Origin of the sequence: Bradyrhizobium sp. WSM1743 (genome assembly GCF_000473065.1) — a bacterium.
Lineage (GTDB): Bacteria > Pseudomonadota > Alphaproteobacteria > Rhizobiales > Xanthobacteraceae > Bradyrhizobium.
This window is the reverse complement of sequence record NZ_KI421494.1, coordinates 129695-153345: the sequence shown is the minus strand read 5'-3', so window position 1 is coordinate 153345 and position 23651 is coordinate 129695. Positions and strand designations below refer to the sequence as shown.

General features: G+C 58.8%; 15 protein-coding genes and 1 riboswitch. Of the genes, 11 read left to right on the top strand and 4 right to left on the bottom strand.

Annotated elements, in window-relative coordinates:
• Positions 1-903: 903 nt before the first annotated feature.
• The gene (gene metE, locus YU9_RS0139985) at positions 904-3249 is read right to left on the bottom strand and encodes a 5-methyltetrahydropteroyltriglutamate--homocysteine S-methyltransferase (RefSeq protein WP_027577670.1); all 2346 of its coding nucleotides are present in this window, start codon (positions 3247-3249) and stop codon (positions 904-906) included.
• A 101-nt stretch (positions 3250-3350) separates the two neighbouring features.
• Positions 3351-3554, bottom strand: a riboswitch (cobalamin riboswitch).
• A gap of 1007 nt (positions 3555-4561) precedes the next feature.
• Here metE and YU9_RS0139980 point away from each other — a divergent pair.
• On the top strand, positions 4562-5365 hold the full coding sequence (locus tag YU9_RS0139980) for a nodulate formation efficiency C protein (RefSeq protein ID WP_245266759.1): 804 nt from the start codon (positions 4562-4564) through the stop codon (positions 5363-5365).
• Positions 5366-5952: 587 nt separating this feature from the next.
• On the opposite strand, the gene YU9_RS44315 is transcribed toward YU9_RS0139980, so the two are convergent.
• Complete coding sequence (locus YU9_RS44315; protein WP_036019539.1) at positions 5953-6135, bottom strand: hypothetical protein; 183 nt, start codon at positions 6133-6135, stop codon at positions 5953-5955.
• A 947-nt stretch (positions 6136-7082) separates the two neighbouring features.
• On the opposite strand from YU9_RS44315, the gene YU9_RS0139975 reads away from it, so the two are divergent.
• The 7 genes from YU9_RS0139975 (at position 7083) to YU9_RS51400 (ending at position 13156) form a co-directional block, all read left to right on the top strand.
• Positions 7083-7835: a thermonuclease family protein gene (locus tag YU9_RS0139975; RefSeq protein ID WP_051380691.1), complete on the top strand. Its 753-nt coding sequence runs from the start codon at positions 7083-7085 to the stop codon at positions 7833-7835.
• Positions 7836-7865: 30 nt separating this feature from the next.
• Entirely contained in the window at positions 7866-8585 is a 720-nt protein-coding gene (locus tag YU9_RS0139970; RefSeq protein WP_027577667.1) for a carbonic anhydrase, read from the top strand.
• A gap of 1227 nt (positions 8586-9812) precedes the next feature.
• Positions 9813-10163 carry a hypothetical protein gene (locus tag YU9_RS48750; protein WP_156952423.1) on the top strand — a complete coding sequence of 117 codons (351 nt, stop codon included), beginning with the start codon at positions 9813-9815 and terminating at the stop codon, positions 10161-10163.
• Positions 10160-11326 (top strand): acyl-CoA dehydrogenase family protein, encoded by a 1167-nt coding sequence (locus YU9_RS0139960; protein WP_027577666.1) that lies wholly within the window; start codon positions 10160-10162, stop codon positions 11324-11326. Before YU9_RS48750 ends, YU9_RS0139960 begins: the two co-directional genes overlap by 4 nt.
• 705 nt (positions 11327-12031) lie before the next feature.
• Positions 12032-12316 (top strand): hypothetical protein, encoded by a 285-nt coding sequence (locus tag YU9_RS51405; protein ID WP_371259266.1) that lies wholly within the window; start codon positions 12032-12034, stop codon positions 12314-12316.
• A 133-nt stretch (positions 12317-12449) separates the two neighbouring features.
• Positions 12450-12809: a hypothetical protein gene (locus YU9_RS47115; protein WP_084299256.1), complete on the top strand. Its 360-nt coding sequence runs from the start codon at positions 12450-12452 to the stop codon at positions 12807-12809.
• Positions 12764-13156, top strand: coding sequence for a hypothetical protein (locus tag YU9_RS51400; protein WP_156952421.1), 393 nt, complete (start codon positions 12764-12766; stop codon positions 13154-13156). The genes YU9_RS47115 and YU9_RS51400 overlap by 46 nt, the downstream gene beginning before the upstream one ends.
• A gap of 387 nt (positions 13157-13543) precedes the next feature.
• On the opposite strand, the gene YU9_RS0139945 is transcribed toward YU9_RS51400, so the two are convergent.
• Positions 13544-14191, bottom strand: a complete 648-nt coding sequence (locus tag YU9_RS0139945; RefSeq protein WP_027577664.1) for an FkbM family methyltransferase — start codon at positions 14189-14191, stop codon at positions 13544-13546.
• A gap of 759 nt (positions 14192-14950) precedes the next feature.
• On the opposite strand from YU9_RS0139945, the gene YU9_RS0139940 reads away from it, so the two are divergent.
• The 3 genes from YU9_RS0139940 to YU9_RS0139930 all read left to right on the top strand — a co-directional run bounded on the left by YU9_RS0139940 (position 14951) and on the right by YU9_RS0139930 (position 19540).
• The gene (locus tag YU9_RS0139940) at positions 14951-15265 is read left to right on the top strand and encodes a co-chaperone GroES (RefSeq protein WP_027577663.1); all 315 of its coding nucleotides are present in this window, start codon (positions 14951-14953) and stop codon (positions 15263-15265) included.
• An 84-nt stretch (positions 15266-15349) separates the two neighbouring features.
• Positions 15350-16990 carry a chaperonin GroEL gene (gene groL / locus YU9_RS0139935; RefSeq protein WP_027577662.1) on the top strand — a complete coding sequence of 547 codons (1641 nt, stop codon included), beginning with the start codon at positions 15350-15352 and terminating at the stop codon, positions 16988-16990.
• Positions 16991-17989: 999 nt separating this feature from the next.
• Positions 17990-19540 (top strand): acyl-CoA dehydrogenase family protein, encoded by a 1551-nt coding sequence (locus YU9_RS0139930; RefSeq protein WP_245266777.1) that lies wholly within the window; start codon positions 17990-17992, stop codon positions 19538-19540.
• 2428 nt (positions 19541-21968) lie between these two features.
• On the opposite strand, the gene YU9_RS44300 is transcribed toward YU9_RS0139930, so the two are convergent.
• The gene (locus YU9_RS44300; RefSeq protein ID WP_156952420.1) at positions 21969-22361 is read right to left on the bottom strand and encodes a YopT-type cysteine protease domain-containing protein; all 393 of its coding nucleotides are present in this window, start codon (positions 22359-22361) and stop codon (positions 21969-21971) included.
• Positions 22362-23651: the final 1290 nt, after the last annotated feature.

The following is a 23651-nucleotide window of genomic DNA, read 5'->3' as shown; positions in this document are numbered from 1 at the left end:
CTCACTGCACGCGAAATGCGAGGCACTGCCAGACCCGGGTACGTTCAGCACCAACAGCAAGGCGCTGGACGTGGATCGCCACAAGCAGTTCTGGCGCGACTGGATTTCAACAAGCTATGGGATCCACATCGTAAAAGATGCTCATTCCTGACGCGTGACTGCTTCATCGCGATCCTACATACGTGTATGCGGCGTGCAGCATGCCCTCCCATTGCGCCTTGGAGCCGTCATAGCCATCGGCGACACTCCGGTGATCGGGTCCAGAAACTTCTATTTGAGATCGATGAGCGGACCATGCGGGGGATATCACGAGCTTGAAGATGCCGCGGTGCCGATAGGGTGCTCCTCAGCGCCCAAGCCGAACCCCGACATCGGATGGAACCGGTCGATCAAGGACTGCCTTAAGCAGAGGTTCAAATCAATAGTAACCGCTTATGCATTGGCTAAGCTTGCGAGATTCTTGGAGCCGCGGCTTAAGTCTCGCTGATCGAACATAAAGGTTCCAGGCAGGAAAGCGCACCAAGTTAGCTGTTGGTGCCCTGCGGTGACCGCCCGGCATGCCCCCTCGCTGCTGTCGTAATCGTGCCGACGTGCTCATGAGCCACAAACCTTGGTGTAGATTTCTAACCCTCAGGCTATACGGTCGCATACCACAGCATAGTTGAGCTGCGCTGAGCTTGTGCTTCAACTCGGCTCAGATTTTCGGCGAATGTCCTCGCCGTGATCGAACCGGCGGCTGTCCTCCCTCCGCCGATGGAAGTCCGCGCGGCTGCGTCAGCTTCGCTCCTTCCAGACTTTCGCCCGGCCCGCTAAGCGGGGCCGGGCATTTTTTTGTGTTCCCAAGGCTCCCGCGCAAATGATCACAGACGGATCAGCTTTGTCGAGAAGAGACCGAAGCCCGGATTAACGGCCTCGCGGATCGAGTGCAGCGCGCAGTTCGCGGGCGGCAGCGACCATGTTCGCTAGCGCTGGCCGAACCTCCTCCCACCTGCGCGTCTTCAGGCCGCAGTCTGGATTGATCCAGAGCTGCGAATCCTGCAGCCGCGTCCGAGCCAACGCCATCAGCTCCTTCATTTCGTCCGTCTCGGGAACGCGTGGAGAGTGGATGTCGTACACGCCCGGCCCGATCTGATTTGGATAATCGTAGTTCCTGAACGCGTCGAGTAGTTCCATTTTCGAGCGCGATGTCTCGATCGAGATGACATCCGCGTCCATTGCAGCGATCGCACCGATGATGTCGTTGAACTCCGAGTAGCACATATGTGTATGAATTTGCGTTTGATCGGCGACGCCCGATGAACAGATGCGGAAGCAATCGACGGCCCAGTCGAGATAAGCCGCCCACTCCGATCGACGCAACGGCAATCCTTCGCGGACTGCCGCTTCGTCGATCTGGATCATGGTCGCACCAGCATTCTCGAGATCGCGGACTTCGTCTCGGATCGCGAGCGCAATCTGGCGGCAGACCTCGCTTCTGGGAATATCATCGCGAACAAAGGACCAGTTCAAGATCGTCACCGGCCCGGTCAACATCGCTTTCATCGGTTTCCTGGTTAGTGATTGCGCATAGCGCCACCAGTCCACGGTGATAGGCTTCGGTCGCGCTACATCGCCAAACAGGATCGGTGGCCTGACGCAGCGCGAGCCGTAGGACTGCACCCATCCGCTCCTGGTAAATGCGAAGCCGGCGAGTTGCTCGCCGAAGTACTGCACCATGTCATTGCGCTCGAACTCGCCGTGCACGAGGACGTCAAGACCGATGTCCTCCTGCCAACGTACGGCGCGCGCAGTCTCCTCCTTGAGGAACCTGTCGTATTGCTCGTCGCTTATCGCACCTCGCGCATGCGCCGCGCGGGCATTCCGGATCTCTGTGGTCTGCGGAAACGATCCTATCGTCGTGGTAGGAAAAGCCGGTAGTCCGAAACGATTGCTTTGGATCTCGGCACGACGGGCAAATGGGCTCGCGCGGCGACGCATGGTCTGGTCGATCGCTCTCATCCGGACAGCGACATTGGCATCACGGATTTTCGGCGAAGTCTGGCGGGCAGTCGCGGCACATTCCGACTCGGCAAGAGCTAGCGCAACATTCTGGTCGCCTGCGAGTGCCCGCGCCAGGATCGCAAGCTCCCGCATCTTCTGGACCGAGAAAGCAAGCCAGCTCTTCACGTCGGAAGCGAGCCGAGTCTCGAGTTCAACATCGACCGGCACATGAAGTAGCGAGCAGGATGGGGCGATCTGTACACGATCCTTGCCGAGCTTCGCAATCGCTGGTTCGAGCCGCTGGTGCAGCGACGACAAATTCGACCGCCATACATTCCGACCGTCGATGACCCCGAGCGACATGACGAGATCATTTCGGCCGCCAGCGATAATCTGGTTCAACAACTGTGGCGCTCGAACAAGATCGAGGTGCAATCCGGCAACTGGCAGCCTCAAGGCAGTGTCCAGATTGTCGCCGAGGTCGCCGAAATAGCTGGCAACCATGATCTTGATGGCCGGCCCCTCCTTGGCGAGCCGGTCATAGGCATGTCGCAAAGATTTTCGCGCCCCCTCATCCAGATCAAGAACTAGGCAGGGCTCGTCGAACTGAACCCAATTTGCCCCACGTTTGGCCAATTCCTGCATAACCTCGATATAGGCCGGTATCAGTTCATCCAGCAGTGAGAGTGGCTGGAATGTGGAATCGGGACTCTTGCCGAGCTTTAGGAATGTGACCGGCCCGATCAGGACAGGGCGGGTCTGAAAGCCAAGGGCCTTGGCCTCCTCATACTCCTCGATCGGCTTGCGAGAGCATAGCCTGAAAGTCTGTCCCCTGTGAAACTCGGGGACCATGTAGTGGTAGTTGGTGTCGAACCACTTGGTCATCTCCTGCGCGGGTGCGCCAAATCCGCGCGGTCCGTGACCGCAACTCGCTTCCTGGTCGTCGCATTGTGAACCGCGGGCCATGGCGAAGTACGTCTTGAGCGAAACGGATTCGGCTTTCGAGGCGTAGATCTGCGGGATGGCGCCAACCATGAAACTTGTGTCGAGCACCTGGTCATACAGCGAGAAATCGTTCGATGGAATGACCGTGACGCCGATAGATTTCTGACGAGCCCAGTTCGCGGCACGCAGGCCAGCTGCGTCCTCGAGCAGCTGCTGTTCGCTGCTTTTTCCGGCCCAGTAGCTTTCTAGAGCGAATTTGAGCTCGCGCCTTGGACCGATGCGTGGCGTTCCGAGCGTGGCAACAGGAAGGGAGAGAAGAGACATAGCGTTAACCCCATGTTGGGGGCAAAGGCCATGGCGGACGCAGGCAGGGGAAGTCGCGCGGTGCGACGGCTGCTTGGCGCACCACCGGACACCCCGCCCGTGGACGAATATATTGTCGGGGCAGGTCTCCTGGCTCGCGGGTCATCGCTGCTGTCCGGCCTTCCCGAAGCCGCGCAGGCTTCAGTGACATCGTTGGACAGCGGCTCGCCGCTCACAGTTGCGGGGGCAGCGCCGGCATTTTCACCGGCTTCCCTCTTAGCTCCGGATCAAATGGAAACCGGAGAACCTCGACGACTTGGATTATCGGCAAGAGGAGTCTTCCGTCAACCTCTCAGATTATGTCTCAAGCAGATGCTGCGACATCTGCTACGCGAATGACCGTGCATCTCTATCGTTGAGATGATGCAGAAGTGCTCTCCAAGTCAGCGATATCGGAATGGCGATCACAGCTATCTGCCGGCCGCACGCCAGATCGGAAGGAACAAATGCGGCTTCCGCGGTCGGGACCGCTGCCTCGAGCAGAATGGAGCTGTTGCGCGTCCGGACTTGCCAGCGGTTCTTGGAGCACGTTCGCCACCAGCCACCTTCTCGACCAACAGGATCCGTAGGCCCAACACACCTGTGAAGCCAACAACATACCCGGCCAGCACGTTGGTTTGCGGCGCCGGCCAGATTCCAAATGCTCCGCGGTGAAGATCGGCTTCGCGTCGTTCGTCATCGAGTACAAAGCGCACCTGACTGAGGCTGTTCTCGACTTCCGGAGTCGCCGCACGTCGCGAAAGGCGCGCAAAAGACACCATGGCGCCACATGTGCCCAAGGCGTGACAGAGATCGAAAGCCCACATTCCGGCAACGATAACCGAACCACACCGTTCAGTGATGGCAAACGTGCTGCCACTTCTCATCAGGAACTTGGCACCGAGGCGCTCCGCTGAGCCGTCGAATATCCGATGCGCGACGGAGATGCATAAGCCCGGGTGGATAGGTTGAATGGAAACATCGAGACGTGCGCCAGTCGGAAAGTCGACAAAGAGGACACAAAACCGGTGCGAATTGACGTCTGTTACCTGGCACGAAGAATGCACGTCCTCGCTATGCCCAGTCCTCCTGCTGGGCATGTCCAGCACAGCAAATTGAGGCTGTCGGTGGCAGTGAAGTTAGCGGCGCGTGACATAGAGGGGAGCGCCTGCTCGCACGGGAAACCGGCGGTCGCCCCGTCGCGTCGCCGCTAACTTCTTGCGCTCGCGCATAACAGGTTGAAGGTTGCCCGCTCTGGAATGACGTGTGGATGAGACCAGATAGGCCGACGGTTATGAAGAAAATGTCTGGAAGACGCGCGCTATGGCTTTGCCTCGGTCGATTCCTGATCTGCCTTGCCGGGCTGGCTGCGGCGAGCAACAGTGTTCGCGCCAACGACAGCCCCCTTATCGAAAACAACAACCCCCTTATCGAAAGAGTGAAGTCAACGTGGCGAGCGCAAGACGGTGAGACAATAGAAGAAGTGATCTCCAACGTCTCGAAGGTGGCACAGTTCGTCCCTCGAATGTGGGGCGTCGCTGAACTTGACCAAAATGAACATGTTTTCGTTTCGTGGACCAGGCATCGGAATGATAAATCAGACGATCAGTACGTTATCACCTGGAAGGTCGCGCTCGACGGGACGATTGAACTTGCGTCGACCTATGCAAAGCCCATGGAATTGGGCTGGCGCGCCTTCGCGCTCTCCTTGATCGCCCGTGAAGTCTCGGATGGCGAAAGGGACGCAAATCTTGGCTTTCTGCATGACACGACCAACTTCAATTTTGTGACGACCAAGCAAGGCCGGCTCGGCGATCTTCTGCGGCAGGGCCGCTGCACTATCGTTGACCCTGTTGGAGTGGACTACTTGCCGAAGCAGAATGACAAGCCGACCGAGAAAGGTGATCTGTGGCGCGTTTTGCTTTTGGTGAACTGTAATATCCCAGGGCCGCGTTATTTTATACACAACGGGGTCATCACTTTCGAGAAGAGCGAAGGACAAGATTGGGAGCCGCAATCCTCCTTTGCCAAGCGTATCGCGGGTTTTCCTCCTGGCTCCTGGTTCGCTCGCATGGAGCCAAAGGAACGGGAAGAGTAGAGGGGAGCGAAAGGCCTCGATAAATGATCGCGCAGAGCAAGATCGCGCCGCAGCTCCTGTAGGGCCGAACGATCAGAGCAACGGCAAGACATATCAGCTCTAAAATCTCGGGTGTTTACGCCTTGAGCAGTCGCGAGCCTTCCCGCGGACTTCAGCCAGCATCGAAAAATGGGAGCACGATTACCTCCGACCCATTCTGCGAGGAGTCGAGCTCAGCGGCGCGTGCCAGCTGGCGAGAAGTGGCTTGGTCCCCAGCGCACCCCACGCAGTGAGAGGACACTATCTGCGAGGGAACCAGCTCTCCATGCCATTCTTCACGGGACCGGGCCTGCAGATGCCTCGGGCCCAAGCCCGATCCGGCGTGCGAACCGCCCATCGCGCGACTGACTGGCACCCGCAAGAGCGTGAGCATTCCGAGGCCGAGACGGCACGCGGGATCGAGTGCTGCGAGGAAACCGGTTAATAGGGTAATGGGGCGGTGTTAGCGGCCCCGGCATACCCCCTGACCACCGCTCCTTTTCCGAGTGCCCCCGGCGAGGAGCCCGGAGCCGTGCCCGAGGCATCGAGGACCGAACTGAGTGGGGCCGCTAGATTTCCTCGCGCGCATTCGTCTGCGCATCATAGATCCGGATTTGAAGCATGGGAAAACGCTTCTTTAGTTCTGCTCCACCTGCCTTGGCGCCGTCTTTGGTTGCGAATTCAGCTCTGAGTCGGCCATCCACTTCAAGCGCGTAAGAAGAGACCGGCAATTCCCGCGGGGCTGCAACCATTTCATTCCCATTGTGTAGTGAGGTGGTTGAGAATCATGTGTAGCTTGAGTCGGCTGAACCGCACCAGAGCTACCTGCTCGGGTGCCGCGTTGGGGGCCAACCCATGTTGTGGATTGACGCCTCGCACCGAATGGCATCAGGACGGCACTCGCGGTCGTCCGAACACGCGGGCAGCTTACCCCTCGCCGGTGCGTATGCGACGAAGCCACGGCTCCACATGGTTGTCCTTCCAAATTTCCCAGGCGCAAACGCTACGAACGGGGCCGCGGCACCACGACCAATTATGGCGCAGAGGTGCGAAAAGCCATAATGAGATTTGCATCAACGAGCATCCCGGCTGGCTCTCCGAAAGAGGGCTCCGGGGTTTTGCGCGGTTTGGGCAAACGATACCGATTCACTTGCGCAGCGAGCGTTGAGCTGAACTCCGTGGCGCCTTTCGACTAAATCTCAGACAGGACGCGAGACCAGATTTCTTTCGAACATCAGTCTTTTCGTGACAAGAACTTAAAATGTCATCGCTCTCGCCAAGACCGCCGGCAGCCTTCTGTCTGCCGATGAGGGTTGGCACAAATCATAACCAGGTTGCTCCTCCACGCCTGACTTCCAACTCGACCGTCAAATTTCACAGGCGCTTTTCTTCTTCAATCGCGTGAGAAACAGCGTTCCGAGATTCGGCTTTCTCCCGCATACCGAGTTGGCGGCTGAGGGATGGGGACCTCCTCCTGAGGCCGAGAGGGTGCAGTGCGCGCCCAGTGAGTGAGACCGGCGAGGCTCGCAGGATATCGCGACACGCAACCGGAAGAAATCGCTTGAACCTCACGCAGCGTCAGGTCGTAGCTTGGAAATGAGGGCCAAGCTTTCATAAAGCGAACGTCCAAGATGCGGCCCAATAATGGGCATAGTGCGCTCAAGCAGTCGAATGTGGCGGCGCCGGATCGTGCGTGAATATGAATCAAGAGCGAAAGGTTATTGTCGGGATGAAACACCGCGTAATGATGGTCGCATTGTTCGCTATCATCACATCTCCGGTCTGCGCGGCGAAGCTCAGCGGCCCTCCGCGCATCCTCGACGGCAATACGATCGAGCTCGAGAAAACCAAGCTTCGGCTTTCAGGCATCGACGCTCCTGAGACTGACCAGATTTGCCTCGACGCACACGGCCGGAAATGGGCTTGCGGCGTAGCGGCTCGCGACGAGCTTATCAAGCATTCGAACGGACGAACGTGGGATTGTCATACCACAGGAGTTGATGAATACGGCAGGTCGCGCGGCAGTTGCTTCATCGAAGGCGAGGACGTGAACGCCTGGATGGTACGCTCCGGGTGGGCACTATCGGGTCTCTCGACCCATACCTACGCTATATATGAGGTTGTGGCGAGCAAAGCCTATGCGGGACTGTGGTCGGGGGCGTTCATCGCGCCCTGGGACTGGCGTCGCCGCAACAAGGGGACGATCATCATCGGCGCGAGCTCGGTTCCGATCGACGCTCAGGAACTCCTGCTCGGATCCGCGCTGCTATCGGACCCGCCCTCGTCAGAGTGTCTGATAAAAGGCACCGTGGACCGCAACGGCGAGCGTATTTATTACTTGCCCGGGCAACTCGGTTACGAAGAAATCGACATGACGAAGAAGTCCGGTGAACGCTGGCTCTGCAGCGAAGCGGAAGCCGAAGCCACCGGGTGGCGCAAAGCCGCGCGATGAGGTGAGATGCGTTCAGGCCATTATCCGAATATGTCCTATCTGACCAAGATCGCGCCTTCGCGCCGCTCGCTTTTGCTGTTCGCTGTTTCGGCGGTTTGCCGGCGGCTTGGCAACAACATTGTCGATGCGAAGGAAGCAAAAGCGCCGCCCAAGCCGGATAACCTACTCTCGCCGGATGCTGCCCTGAAGCGGCTAATGGAAGGCAACGACCGTTATGTCCAGGGCGTATCACGAGGTGACGATTTCACGCGCGAGCGGTCTGTCTTGGTGGACGGGCAAAATCCATATGCCGCGGTTCTGAGCTGCGCCGACTCTCGCGTGGCGCCTGAACTTGTCTTCGGCAGCGGACTTGGTGATCTGTTCGTGTGCCGCCTCGCCGGCAACTTCGCCAACGATGACACGCTCGCCAGTATGGAATATGCGGTCGCCGTGCTGAACACGCCGCTGATCCTGGTACTTGGCCACGATCATTGCGGTGCGATTGACGCCACGATCAAGTCGCTCCACGACGATAGGCCGCCGCCGGGGCACATTTCATCCCTCGTCGGCGCGCTTGCGCCTGCAGTAAAAGCATCTCGCCAGCAAACCGGTGACACGTTCGCAGAAGCAACCCGACAAAATGTCGTCGATAATGTCAACAAACTCAAATCGACGGGACCGATTCTGAACGCGGCAGTGGAGCAGAACAGACTGAAGGTCGTCGGGGGGCTGTATCGGCTCGACACCGGCAGGGTCGATTTGCTGAGTTGACGCTGGCACCTTCGCGCGGCCGGCTGGTCGTTTGCCGCCTGATACAGGGCTCCGGTCGAGTTCCGCGCAATTCACTCGTGCATCGGCTGCATCAAATGCACCGGATACAATCCGCTCCACAGTTGTGATAGCTTCGGGAAGATCTTAGGTATGCGCGGCCTCTTAATTCTCCTCGTATTCTACGTGCTCATGTTGGCAACGCGAGGCCAGCACCAAGAAACACTCATACAGCGGCCAACTTTATTTATGCCTGCACTTTAACGCGCTAGGCCGACGCACGTGGTTCAAGCGGCAGATCGCAGTGCGAGGCATGCAGGGTCTGAGCTCTCGGCCTCCGGAACACGCGACAATTCCGGTAGACTCTCACGCCCGACCCGGCAAGTCATCTATGGTCCTGCTTATGATCACAAGGCTCAGCCAGGGCCGAAGATCAATAGAGCAGGATTACGACCGCCGTGACCAACCACCCACCGACGTAAAGACAAAAGCTACTCCCGTCGGCATCGGACGTCTCTCCCGCATCAGCCATTTGGGAGACCGCCAGTCTCGGAAAAGCAGCCTCGTTGCATCTGATTTGGGCCTGTACCTTGGATCAGCATAAACAGAAACTTGTGGGGCGTACGACAATTGCGACCACCGGGTCGAGCGGAGAACACTCTCTTATGTCCTCGCCGGAGTGCGTCAAGCCTGGCGGTCAACTATCGACAGACGCGTTGACGTGCCATCTAAAGGGCATTCGTGGCTCTGCGCAGGCGGGTCTTGTCATTGGGAGTTCCGAAGTGGCGCATCGGAACGGAGCATCTTCGCGGCGGCCCGCACCTTTGAGTTCGTTTTGCCGATGCGGACAGCTCCTTGACTGCGGCAAATTGCGCCTTTGGCAATCTCAGGAGATCGGAGCGGGCCTGAAACTCCGGCAGGCAAGCCGCGCCCGACCGGTCCGCGGTCGAGGTCCACTTCAGTCGTTCTCCTCCCGCCGTGTTCGGTTGATGACATCTTGTGCCTGGAATCAGACACGGGAGGCGCGAGCATCCTGCTGGCGCAGCATGGGCCACGTGATCTCGCTCGATTCAGACACGACCGGCAGACCCTGATTGATGGCACGTCGATTGCTGCAACATGGAAAAGAGCCGCAGGCTTGGGCGACGTAGGGGTCGCCAAGTTAGGAGTTCACAAGGTGGTTCGAGCCAACCGGGCGCCAAGTGTGACAAATCGTCCGTTGGAGAAGACATGACAATACGAGCGCTGCCCTCAGCCGTCGGAGACATAGTGCTGCAGAGGCGGATCAATCTCGCCGCCGCATGTCGGCTGCATTGCGGGTTCAGCCTCAATGACAACTTCGACGGCCAACTCTCCGTCAGCCTTGCCGGCCCTCAACTCCTTTTCTTTGAGCCAATCCGTTCGGCGTGCGGTTTGGACCAGCAACCGCCTGCAATCGCATCACAGTCGAGTATCAACTGCGACAGTTTCGACGATTCCTTCCGGCTCGGATTTCAATCCGGCCGGCTTCACGATGCACGCGCAATCCATATCAATGACGCGCGCCGTCGATCGGCCCAAGACACCGAGGACAGTTTATGAACGCTCCACCAGAGAAGATCACTGCAGAAACCGACGCTACGGCTGCGACCTGGGATAACCTGTCGCCGCTACTGATCGATATCCGCGCGCGTCGAGACGAGTTCGCCCGCGCGCAGAGGATTCCCGACGAGATCATCGACGGCTTCAAGCGCATTGGCGTCTATCGGGCTATGGCCGCCAGGCGATTCGGCGGCGAGGAGCGAACGCCGGCCGATTTTTGTCGCCTGATCGAGCGTATTTCCGAAGCCGACGGCTCCGCCGGTTGGGTCGCCAGCTTCGGCGATGGCGCTCGCTACCTCGCTGCTCTTCCGGACGACACGCTTCGCAAGGTATACGCGAATGGACCTGACGTGGTGTTGGCAGGTGCGGTTTTCCCACTCCAGCCCGCCAGACGAAGCACCGACGGATTTGTCGTGAACGGCGTGTGGCCATTTGCCAGCGGGTCACCGGGCGCGGACCTGATAGGCGTTGGCATCACTGTGGAAGACGATCCAACCGGTGGTCTTGTGCGTGTGGCCGTAATGCCGGCCGAGAAGGTGACAATCCGCCCCAATTGGGACGTCATCGGCCTGCAAGGCACCGGCAGCCACGACGTCGTTGTCAACGATGTCATTGTGCCGGAGGAATGGACTTTGATCCGCGGCGGTCCGCCGACACTCGACGGGCCGGTCTATCGTTATCCGTCCGTGGCTTTCGCTGCGCAGGTGCATGCGATTGTCGGCATCGGTATCGCGCGCTCCGCGCTAGACGAGGTGATCGCCATGGCCGGAAGTCGCGCCTCGATCACTGGAGCGCCCGTGATGGCAGAGCGCGGCTATGTCCAACTGGAGATGGCCAGGGCCGAAGCCATGCTGCGCTCCGCCCGTTCCTTCTTCTATGAGGCCACCGAGGAGCTGTGGAAGGAAGCGCTCAAGGGAGCGGTAAACCCGAGCACGGCGACGCTGATGCGACTCGCCGCGACGAACGCCGCGCGGCAGAGCGCTGAGGTCTGTAGGATTGCGAGCGGTCTCGCTGGAAGTGGGTCGCTGTATACCACCAGCAATCTGACGCGCGCCATGTGCGACAGCTTCGTGGTTGCCCAGCACGCAGCTCTAAACGAGGGAACGCTCCAGAGCGCCGGCCGCCTACTGCTCGGAAGCGCAGCACAGCCGGGCTTTCCATGAAGTGGTTCACACACGTTCCCGCACGCTCCGCAGCAACGGATTGCTGCGACCTGCGATGTGATGCGGCCTGCAGCTACAGGACCTGGCGGCCTGCCGGCCTTTTTTTAAAGGGCAAGAGAGAGAGACCTTGCGGTCGGGGCACAGTTGTTTGCAACTGGCTCAATTGCTGTTCAACGCTCGCCGGCAGGCTCGTCTGATCCGCCATTGCCCTCCCGGCCCCTCAGCATCCCGCTGCGTGCAGCCACGCGGCTGCCTGTGAGAAGTCGCCGGCTTGGAGTTTTGCGGATGAGCTAAAACGGCCTTGAATCGCACGTGACGTCACGGTGTACCATGCGAATAGCTTAGGATGCCCGGCCAAATCGTCTGATGGAAGGAAAAGACGCCAGATTTCTCCGGTCATTGACTGTTTCGTAATTAGAATTTGCGGTGATCGTTTTGCCGCAAATAACCGTCGGCAGTTCTCCCTCTGTCGACGACTGACTTCGGCCCGGCTATCGAAATGAGGCCGGGCTTTTTTTGCCACCTATCAACGACAGTTCGGACTGTTCTGGCTCGCGGTATCTGATGATTGTGAAGGGCTAGGGAGACAGAGACAAACGTAAGATTGATCGGGTGGATCGTTCATCACATCCTGAAATCGATTGATCCGATCTTAGCGCCCGAGCTGCTCCGGTTGCTCGCCTCGCGGGCCATGGCGACGACCTCATGGCCGTCGACGCCAACCACCCGGCCACCCGCGACTCTGCTCGGAGCGCAGGCATGAGTATGGAGAAGACTGTCCGCGCCATCCTAACGCTCTATCCGCTCGAGGATTTCGTCGATCCGCGGCGTAATGATGCCGGTCGACGATCTCGACCGTGTGCCCGGACGCACGCACGATGTTGGCCGAGATCGAGCGCTCGGCCGGTCGCCCATTCAGTCGCGGCAAGCTCTCAGGTCCGGATTTTCTCGTGCTACGGCTTTGGGCTTCGGCGTGGTGCAGGTGGGTGACAGCACGGGATATGGGCGCTTACTGATCAGGAAGGGCGTGATCAGCTAAGAGAACGATTCTATGCAAGATTGCGCACGACTCTGCACCCAAATTTGAATGGCCTCCGCGCAACCGACCGACTATTGTCGATCCATGTCGCGCCTTGTGTGTCTAACTGCTACTATCATCCTGTCGCTGCTGTCGGTCGTCGCGAACGCTGCGTCAACTCAAAAGCGACCCAAGCCGGTCTGGCAAAGTTACGGCTTCCTGCCCGGCTATCGCCAGCCCCTGAGCAACAGCATTCCGCTCTACAAGCAAGAGGACCCGATGCGCCGGCTCTCACGCGCCGACCGGCGCCACAGGTATGTTGATCCGGTTCCTCAGTACTACGGTTGGGATGGCGAGTGGCACTATTTCGGCCGCCCCGGCTTCAGCGGCGGCCGCTACAATGGCGGCAGTTTCGGGCCATGCTGGACGCGGACGCCGATCGGGCCGATCTGGAATTGCGGGTGATTTGGCGGCGCGGCTATGAGACACTTCGGCCATTGCGCCGGGATTACGTCGAGGCGTTTACTGACGTTCTCGCCGATCTTCGTCATCGCGCCGCAGCCGCATACGCCGAGCGTGCTCGCAGATTCGATGATCGGCTCCGCCTGCGGCAAATGAGCAGGCAAGTAACCGCGATTACGATGACGGTCTTGATTCGATCCGGCGCGAGACCGGCCGCTGATGATCGCAGCCGCCTTCTCCTGCGCCGTATCCAGGACGCCTTGCTGGAGAATCGGCTGCTGCAGTTACGTTGGACGCCTCACGGCGATCCTCATGGAATGAGCACATGCTTCAGTTCGGTTTCCCATTGAGACAAGGAACTACGAGAGCCCATGCAGTTGCTTTGGCATTTGTTCGAAGCAGTGCACCAGCTTACAAGAGGTCCAGACCAACAGCAGCCGTTCAGGTGATTTAACGCTTCGAGCCCCAGCTGGCAGTGTTGATTCAAGTATATGAAACGGCGCGGCCTGCTGGCCACGAAGTCGTCACTTGTGGCCGGCTCGCCAAATAAATGATAGTCGGAACCCACCACCCGCCCGACGCCGACCTGATGCGTGCGGTCTGCGATGGCAGACGGAAACCGGAGTGCCCGTTCGGCTACTGACATCCCCTGACCACCAGTTGTGCAGCTTTGGGGGGCATGGAGCGCGCTGGTCAGGTCTTCCAGCGATGAATGAGGCGCTCGATACGAGCAGCCACTAGAAGCGCGTATTTTTGAGCAATATATCCCCTTCCACTGTGCGTGGATACTGGGCCGCCACTTCGAATGATGGTAGCAGGTCCAAAATGGCTTGCAGGGACAATTGCCCTTCGTAGAGCTCACGGTCGCTATATTCCGTGTAGATGAAGCGCGTGTTGCTCAAGGTCCGCATGCCGCCGGTAATAACATCGGCTTCGGCTCCCTGGACATCCATCCAGATGAGATCGACCGTGTTCAGCTTTACCTCGCTGCACCAGTCGTCCAGCCGCCGCGTTTCAACCGAGACAGGGCGATCGAATCGGACCCAATCATACTCTGTAAGATGATTCTTCGGGCGGCGTATTGAGCCGGAGAGGTCCCATTCCTTCGCATCACCATCTGCGTTGCTTGGATGGAAGTCGATCATCCCGTTTCGATCACTGATCGCGATTTCAAGGAGCTTCACCTTATTGAGGGATGAGCCCAGCTTTTTCCTGAAGCGCGCGATCGCTCTGGGGTCCGGCTCAAAGCAGTAGAGCTGAGCTTGCGGGCAGAGGTTGAGAAACTGTTGCGTATCGGTCCCGTCATTGCAGCCGATATCCAGGATGACTGGATTCGGCTTCTGAAGAAGTGAGACGATGTACTGGTGGACTTCTACAGAGGACACAGATGCTTTTTCCATTGGGCGCGGAGATCGCGTGAATTTCGAACTTCGAAGCTGCAATCACACGCCAGATGCGCCGGCACAACGTATATCAACGTATATAGTTCATATGCCCCTCAGTCCCCTTGATCCATGACGGCTATTTGGATGCCATCGACATCAAAAGGGAAACCTCTCGGACCGATAGGTGCAGCGACTGCCCTGCAATGCAAATTGCCTCTCGCTGTCTGGAGACCGCCGTGCGCCTTCGTCATGGCGCGCCTCTGCTGTGTTCGTGCCGCAGCGTGCAATGACCTGATCGAGCTCGGTCCAGATCAATTCTTGAAGGTCCCGCGCTCTAGATAGTCGGCATAATTGTTATTACGCGAGGATCTCATATTGTTCGAACCCGCCCTTCGAAAGAATCTTGTGCGCCGTACGTTTCCCCGGCTACTAGATGCTGCTGTAAGACGAACCAATTGTGTGCAGCCAGGCCGCCGCCGTCGAAATACGCGGCGCGTCGATCGGTGTAAGGGCCGCCAAGTTGAGGAATCCTGTGATCAACCGGGTGTTCCGACGAAACGCAATGTCATTTTCGCAACAGCTTGGCGGGCTGTGTACCTGAGGGCGTTTGCTTACGGACAAAGACACGCGCAGGCCGCGCAACGATTCAGCAGAACTGCAGGCATGATCGTTCAGCTCATTTTTGGCCTGACTCTTGCTATAATTGGGCTCGTCACAATGTGACTATCTCCAACTTGTTCAGACGCTCAGGAGACTTGTATGAATTTCCGTCCGCTTCACGACCGCGTCGTGGTCAAGCGCATCGACGCCGATGAGAAGACCGCTGGCGGCATTATCATTCCCGACACAGCCAAGGAAAAGCCCTCGCAGGGCGAAGTCATTGCAATTGGCCCGGGCGGGCGCGATGAGACCGGCAAGCTAATTCCAGTCGACGTCGAGGTCGGCGATCGCGTGCTATTCGGCAAATGGTCGGGCACCGAAGTCAAGATCGACAGCCAGGACCTGCTGATCATGAAGGAGAGCGACATCATGGGCGTTCTCACCGATGTGTTTTCCAAGAAGAATGCCGCCTAACCCGGCGCTCGCACAGCTCACCCCCTGACGAGCGCCCGCCGGGCGCGCTGAAGGATGAGAAAATAAGAAACTGAGGAATTCTTTATGTCAGCCAAAGAAGTCAAATTCGGAGTAGACGCGAGGGACCGCATGCTGCGCGGCGTCGACATCCTCGCCAATGCCGTGCAGGTCACGCTCGGTCCGAAGGGCCGCAACGTCGTGCTCGACAAGTCGTTCGGCGCGCCTCGCATCACCAAGGACGGCGTTGCTGTCGCCAAGGACATCGAACTCGACGACAAGTTCGAGAACATGGGCGCCCAAATGGTGCGCGAGGTGGCTTCGAAGGCCGCGGATGCTGCCGGCGACGGCACCACCACCGCGACCGTCCTGGCCGCCGCGATTGTCCGCGAAGGCGCCAAGTCGGTTGCCGCCGGTATGAACCCGATGGACCTGAAGCGCGGTATCGACCTCGCGGTCGAAGCCGTCGTCGCGGATCTCCAGAAGAACTCGAAGAAGGTCACCTCGAATGAGGAGATCGCCCAGGTCGGCACCATTTCGGCCAACGGCGATGTCGAGATCGGCAAGTTCCTCGCCGACGCCGTGAAAAAGGTCGGCAACGAGGGTGTCATCACGGTCGAGGAGGCCAAGTCGCTCGAGACCGAGCTCGACGTCGTCGAGGGCATGCAGTTCGACCGCGGCTACATCTCGCCCTATTTCGTCACCAACGCCGACAAGATGCGCGTCGAGATGGACGACGCCTACATCCTCATCAACGAGAAGAAGCTCTCCTCGCTGAACGAGCTGCTGCCGCTGCTCGAGGCCGTGGTGCAGAGTGGCAAGCCGCTGGTCATCGTCGCCGAGGACGTCGAAGGCGAAGCGCTTGCCACCCTGGTCGTGAACCGCCTGCGTGGCGGCCTGAAGGTCGCGGCCGTCAAGGCTCCGGGCTTCGGCGATCGCCGCAAGGCCATGCTGCAGGACATCGCGATCCTGACCGGCGGCCAAGCGATCTCAGAAGATCTCGGCATCAAGCTCGAGAACGTTACGCTCAACATGCTCGGTCGCGCCAAGAAGGTGATGATCGACAAGGAGAACACCACGATCGTTAACGGCGCCGGCAAGAAGGCCGACATCGACGCGCGCGTCGCCCAGATCAAGGCGCAGATCGAGGAGACCACCTCGGACTACGACCGTGAGAAGCTCCAGGAGCGTCTCGCCAAGCTCGCGGGCGGCGTCGCGGTGATCCGCGTCGGCGGCGCGACCGAGGTCGAGGTGAAGGAGCGCAAGGATCGCGTTGATGACGCGATGCATGCGACCCGCGCGGCGGTCGAGGAAGGCATCCTGCCGGGCGGCGGCGTCGCCCTGCTCCGTGCCTCCGAGCAGCTCAAGGGTCTGCGCACCACGAACGACGACCAGAAGACCGGCGTCGAGATCGTGCGCAAGGCGCTGTCCTGGCCGGCCCGCCAGATCGCGATCAACGCCGGTGAAGACGGTTCGATCGTGGTCGGCAAAGTCCTCGACAACGAGCAGTACTCTTATGGCTTCGATGCGCAGACAGGCGAGTATAGCAACCTTGTCTCCAAGGGCATTATTGACCCGACCAAGGTCGTGCGCATCGCGGTCCAGAACGCCTCTTCGGTGGCCGCGCTGCTGATCACGACGGAAGCGATGGTTGCCGAGCTGCCGAAGAAGGCCGCGCCTGGTCCAGCAATGCCTCCAGGCGCCGGCATGGGCGGTATGGACTTTTGATCCGCTCTCTCAAAGTGGCGATGACATCAAAACCCTGGCACGAATGCCAGGGTTTTTGCTTCGGGCGAGCTTGCAACGTAGGCCTTGCAAGCCGCGCCAAAGGCCCAACCCATCCGCCTATCCATATGAACGGCGCTAGGGCCCAGACCTAATTTGCTTGTGACTTTTCCTTCGGCGGGGACTTGGCCTCGGTCAACGTTAAACGGGTCCAACACTGCGATGGAAAGTGGGCCTATCGCTATTTGAGTCTCACGGGCTGCCCTGCTGAGTGTTTCGTCTGGGGCTTATCCGGCGCAGCCTGCCCGCTTTCGACCCTTCTTGCCTACTTTCCTGTCCTGGTCCCAAGCGCCCAAATGCCCTTTCCTGCAATTTCGCACTTACATCTCATGGCGAGAGGGCTTGTTTGAAACCCCTCAGCGAGAATGCTCATTGTCAAGAACCACAAGATGTCCTGCGGAAGTGCCATGATTTAGTGTACGCTTCTTTTTGTCCTCGCGGATGGGCTCCGCTTCGCCTGCCGGGCCCCGGAACTGCGCCGAAGCGTCCTACCATGATATCTGTTTTAGAGAGAGTGTGTGTCAGCAGGTTGCGCAATTGATGCTGTTGAGCATCCGGCCAGGCAAATCACGGGGAATGACTTTTGAGGATGCAGCGAGACCGAACTTTGGACTACCCAGAAGTCGAGTTTTACGACTCTGAACACGTTGGCGGGCTGGTTGCGCCACGTGGGTTCGCGGCAAAATCGGCGATCTGTTGCCAATTGCCCTCTGGGAGCATTGTTTTGTAGTCTTTGCGCCAAATCTCCCACTTTTTCTTGGGCGTCCTCAAGGCTGAGGTACTGATCGGCGCTGAGATCGGCCCGGAAGCGAAGGTGGCCGCAATAAACCTGTCCCGACAACGTGCCTATGCTGCGCTTGCATCCACGCTATACCAATGTGTAGCCAAGCTAGCCACGCGGATGAATTGGCACGAAGCGGGGCCGGGGTCATTGTGGACCTTATGGCTATGTATACTCAGGTTTACGCCCAATACGGTGAGGCGCAGGAACGCACAGCTGAGCGCCGTGCAGCTGCACTATACTCCAGTTTGATCGCTGACCTCAGTCAGCTGAATTTCGCAGACGCGGATGACCGCCGAGCATTCCCTCCAACCCTACACAGCATCTTGGCAAGGCATGGACTGTTCGGACTCACCACACCAGGAGAGCTCGGCGGATTAGCTCTTCCCTTGCAAGAGGCCATCGACCTCATCTCCGCCACTGCATCCTTCGATGTCTCCGCTGCCTCTACCCTCGTCATCCATAACTTCCTAGCCTTGCCCTGCATCGAAGCGGCACCGCACATCCCCGAACAAAAGCATATCATTTGGGGTGCAACACGCGGCGATCTCTGCGCTTTCGCTTTGACCGAGCCTGGAGCTGGCTCTGCCCCGAGGCATATAGAAGCTTCGGCTCTCATGCGCGAAGATAAAGTTCGGATCTCTGGCCGCAAGATCTGGATCGGCCTCGCTGACTGGGCTCGCTGGATCGTTTGCTTTGCTCGCGCGTCTGGTCCCGATGCGAAAGGTCGGCTCGTTGGTGTACTTGTTGACAGGCAGGCTCCAGGGCTAAAGGTCACGCACGAGCATCGCACGCTCGGTCTACGTGGCATTATTCAGAATACGCTGGAGTTCCAGGATGTCGAGGTGCCGCGTGCTTACGTGCTCTCTCGCGATCAAGACGGCTGGGGCGCGGCGTCATCTAGTATGAACCGGGGCCGTATCGGTGTGGCTGCTATGGGTCTTGGAGCGCTTGAGCGCTCTATCCAGCTCGCAGCCTCTTATGCAAGCCATCGTCGGCTCGGTAAACTGCGTATGATCGAGAACAGCTACATCGAGCAGTTATTTGGTCAGATGGTGCTGCGGCGGGAAGTCGTGAAGGCGATGCTGGCAGCATCCTGCCGACTTGTTTCAGCGCAGGGCGCGCCCAACGTTTACCTCGCGTCCGCAACGAAAGTTTTGTCCTCGGAGTGGTGTGGCCTTGTCGCTGATCAATGCGTCCAGCTGTTAGGTGGCCGTGGTTACGATGAGGGAACGCCTTTGGCCAAAATCTATCGAGACGCTCGCATCCTTCGCATCTTCGAAGGCCCGACTGAGGCGCTCTTATCACATCTCGGCCGCTGCCTCCTTTCTAAAGCCACCCGTGATGAAATAGCCGATCTCTTTCGATCTGTTGGTGCGGCATCAGGCCATGCTGCTGCAATTGAGGAGCTCTCTGGACTCGATGAGACAGACGGTGCCGTGCTGATCTATGCGGGTTGGCTCACCACATTGGGATTGGCAAACGCTGTCGTGTCTGCTGGGTGCTTCTCTGTCTCAGATTGCGCCGCAGCAGCGGCTGACCTGGTCAGTTCCGAACTAGCAACTCTCCGTACTCGCGCGCCGGCGCGGCAATCTGTCGAAGTCCGCAATCGGGCCAGTCGGACTCTGACCACCTTCCTTCATGACGCGGCTTGTTCTATTCGCTCACCCGTTCTCACAGACGATTACCTTAAGCTCGTGCAGTATGTCTGAGATTTAGCGGATGCCGGACGTCTTTCCACCTGGTGGTCCCGAGCGCGACGATGCAACTCCGGAAAGCCGAAGCATCCCTGAGCACTGGCCACGTCTAAACCCCCGCAGGCTCCGCTATGAGGGCCTAACCTAATCTCGCTCCGGGCAGCGCGCCACCGCAGCAAAGGCTTTCGCGTTCATGAGGACCCGACACCGCTCCTCGACCCGCTGCCGCTCCACAAGGATGGGCGGCCTCGATGAACTTGAGCACGTCTCCCCCATCCATGGTGGCCAGCCACCGTTTCGTGGTCCGCCATGGTCGATACTCGCGCCTGGCGACTGCGCGAGACGGATGCGTGTTCCGACATTTCTCATAATGCGCCCGAGAAATGCTATGTACCACCGAAGCTCCGCCCTACACTCAAAAAGCCCGCCCCTTCATTCCTGGCACTGTTTCGCTCCATTGGAATTGGGGGCACCGAAGCGCATGCCGCAACGAGATGACCGAACTTAGCCAGTGCCAGGAGGCTTCTGTTGTTTCGGGCAAGAGCGGCAAAGCCACTATGCTGAACCCATCAGCCATGTGTAAGCCCATATAACGGTCTGGCCTAGCATCAAGATAGTCGAACCATTCGATAATCCCGCTTGAACTTGCGACACTCGCAGGTGGTCCAGCGAAAGGGCGGCACACTCACTCTCGTAGAGCCGATCCAGGGCGATCATCATCTCATGGTCGTGTTCCCAATGATGGTGTAGTTCGACAGAGCAAAGCCGCCCGGACGCGCGCCCAAATGGCGCAGTACCGGGCGGCGGCTTTGCGGTAGTCACCGGCAGTTCTCCGGTAGAATTAGATTGCGACATGCCAACGCAACGGAGGAACCACCCATGGCCGACATGATGAACCTGCGCACGCTCTTGGAGAAGACTCCGATCTCTGGCGCGAGATGATCGGCCTTGCCGCCCAGCCCCCGATGGACTGGAAATCGAATGCCAGACCGGTGCCGCCTATGGCGAGAAGACCCCCGAGCGTTTGGCCGAACACAACGGTTTGCGACCGGACTTGGGAGACGTTGGCCGACGCTTATGCGCCTTCCCTTTTCCGGACAATGCGGCGACACCGGCCTCGAGCGCTATCCGGTCGATGAAGTGGCGATCAATCTGTCTGAGCCGCACGGACGCTATGTTCGCGCTCGGGACGAGAGGGGCCACCTATGACATCGAGGTATTCCGACATAGTCCGACACACCGCTGACATCTTCCGGCGGACAACGACCGGCGGCATCGATTAGGAGTGGAAGGCCGTTCGTTGGCCTGTTGTCGGATCACTTTTCGCGCTTGATCGGATGGGCCCAGCTGTCGTCGAAGTCGCAGAGATAATGGATTCGTCTTTCGCGAATGATGTCGCAGCGCCGCGCCTTGCAGATATCGATGGGCTTCCGCTGCCACCTTCCGCGGCACATGGCATATGCGAGTTCCACGACCTCTTTGAAGAGATCGTCTTGTGTCTATGCTTAACCATACCCTTAAGTCGGATGTCCGCTGGACAGACGCGTGCGTTCCGGACAGGAGGGCATCGATCGACACCGGCCGCTTTCGCTTTATGAACCGCGTCGGGTTCGTCAGCTTTCGGAAAGCTAGTCCGTGTACAATGCCGTTGAAGTTAGCGGCGCGTGGTAGGGACAGCGCTTGTCCTGTGTATGCGTGGGGCTTTTGGGCGCCGAGTCACGTTTCTGCTAACTTCAATCAGTGCGGGCGTGGCAGGGACAGCGTCTGATCCATCCAGCCCGACCGGCGCCGAGTTGCGCCCGCGCTACTTCCGGTGTGAGACTGGGATCAACTCTAAACCATCGGGCGACGTCTTCCAGATCAAAGCCTGTTTGCGCGCGCTCCGCGGCGAGGAGCTCCAGGGCCGCATGTCACCTGGCATTATCCGGGAAGCAAATTGTCAAACGACCTTGTAGCCCAGCAGTTTGACCGTCAGCCTTGGAACGAACACAGTGTATAGTGTTATCACTGCGTCGGTTCCGGTTTTGAGATCCTTCACCAGAAGCCGGACGTCAGCGGAAGTGCAGCCACGAGGACAGGGCGCGGATGGTTGCGGAGCTCGTGGCGAGCGGCCAACGGTCCTACTTGCGTGCAAGCGCAGCCCATCAAGCTTTGACGCGCGAGGGCACGAGCTCATGAAGCTGAGTGACCGGCCAGCCTCTCTCTGAATATTCTCCCCTCGCTGCACTACTCCCGGAGAGCTTCCGTCGAGCGTGCCCCTCCAACGTCCGAAGGGCCGCGGTGAGCTCCGCTACCACGTCGGGCGCACGTTCAGGGTGCCCCAATCCGTCTTCTCTGCCGTGGTGTTGCACTGTCGGACGCGATGCGCCTGGGGCTGTCCGGCATCGATCACGAAAGAACCCGCGCGTGGGATCGGCAAGGTCAGTCGGAACCTCCGAAACACTCACCTCATCCTTTGTGTGACGACCATCGATATATCAAGTCCGTTCGGCGGGTTGCGGTAACGGTCGGCAAGACTTTTGAACAAATCACGCATCTGATCTGGCCGAACAGTAAACTCTCCATAATTAGGATCAAAGAGGGTCGTCACTTCATTCGATGTCGACGTTGCGATCATGTGGGCGTCACCTTGGGCGAAACGCAAGCTGACCAAATAGACTGATGGATCCTGGGTAACCTCGTTTACGATCTGGTCGATGCGCGAAGATGTACCAAACCTATATCGAGTTTGTTCGGCGGACGGCTCTAGACCGGCTTCGCGTAACATCGTGCTTCTTGCATGACGATTGTGAGAACCTTCCGCCGCCCTTAAGTCATGATACCGCTGCTGCAGCACCGCGGCTTAGCCGTGACCCCCGCACAGTGCAACAGGGCGATCGGTTCTGACTATATCCCGCTTGCGACGCGCGTTACGGCGGCGCCGAACCGGTGCTTATGCACCCGCTCGGCCTCATCTTCCGCTCGGTTATCCTTCTCAGCTCATCATGCTGTCGCGCTCATCTGGGCGAACAACATTGCGGCTTCTGATGGCCCCAGCCCAACGATGCCTACAAAGCTCGGCGGCGGCATTGGGATGCCGCGATGAGTGGGTCTCCACAGGTGCAGGCAATATCGGCTGTTATTCACATACTGCGAATGTGGCGGATGCAGTTGCATGACGCACTCCTCTTCATCCCAGAACAGGTCTTTGACAAAGCACATCTCGTCCCAATTCGGACAGCGCCGCGGCGTCGAGACAGCGACATGCTCCCAGCCAGGACGGACGAATCCACTTATCTTTAGTTCACACCCGCAAGGCCCCTGCACAAGGAACACGCCGCAAGGGCCTGATCCCGGAACGGTAGCGAATCGGCCGTGTTGCACGCGGCCGGCCTCCAGCTTCTCAATCATCTGCGCCCGCATGCCCCCTCCTTTGCCCCTCGGATGGCCTTGAACTCCCAGATGACGTTGTCTCGCAACTCGTCAACCGGCTCGATCCTCGGCCCAGCGCTCCGGTACCCCACTTCAGTGCACCATCTGAGAAAGCCGCAGATGTCCATCACCACTCGTTCTCCTGTTATAGTCTTCTAACGCTCGCATTGTGGGCGAAGATCGCTCTCAGCCGGCCACTGATTGCCTGAGTATGCGCGATAGCACGATCTGCGCGATGGCAGTCCGTCGCCGAACAGAGCGCGCATCAGCAACAGCAATGTCCGCCATCGCTCTTCAAGCGAGCGTTAGCGTCCCATTCATGTTTCATGGTGACCTTCTGAGCACAAGAACTTGTCGGCTCTTGGCCGTCACCTCCTCTTCAATGAATTGGTCGTCATCATGGCATGCTCCCTATGGTGACGTTTGAGGTTCACATTCCATGATGGCTCGCAAAGCCACTGCCGGCACCGGTTGATGCTTCGCGGCGATCTTACTGCTTGGTGAGATCGTAGTACTTGACCATTCGCAGCTTTCGGTCGAGTCTGAACAGTGCCAATGCGCCGTCTACGTGAGCACGACTGACTTTTTGCGGGGCCAAATCGAACGGGCTTGCACCAGAGCGGCGGGCGCCGGGCGTGAACTGTTTTTGCGCTGATAACATCCAGCGGTTCGCCCGCCATCTCGGTGTCTCCCCGTAAGGTGACGGTCAGAAACA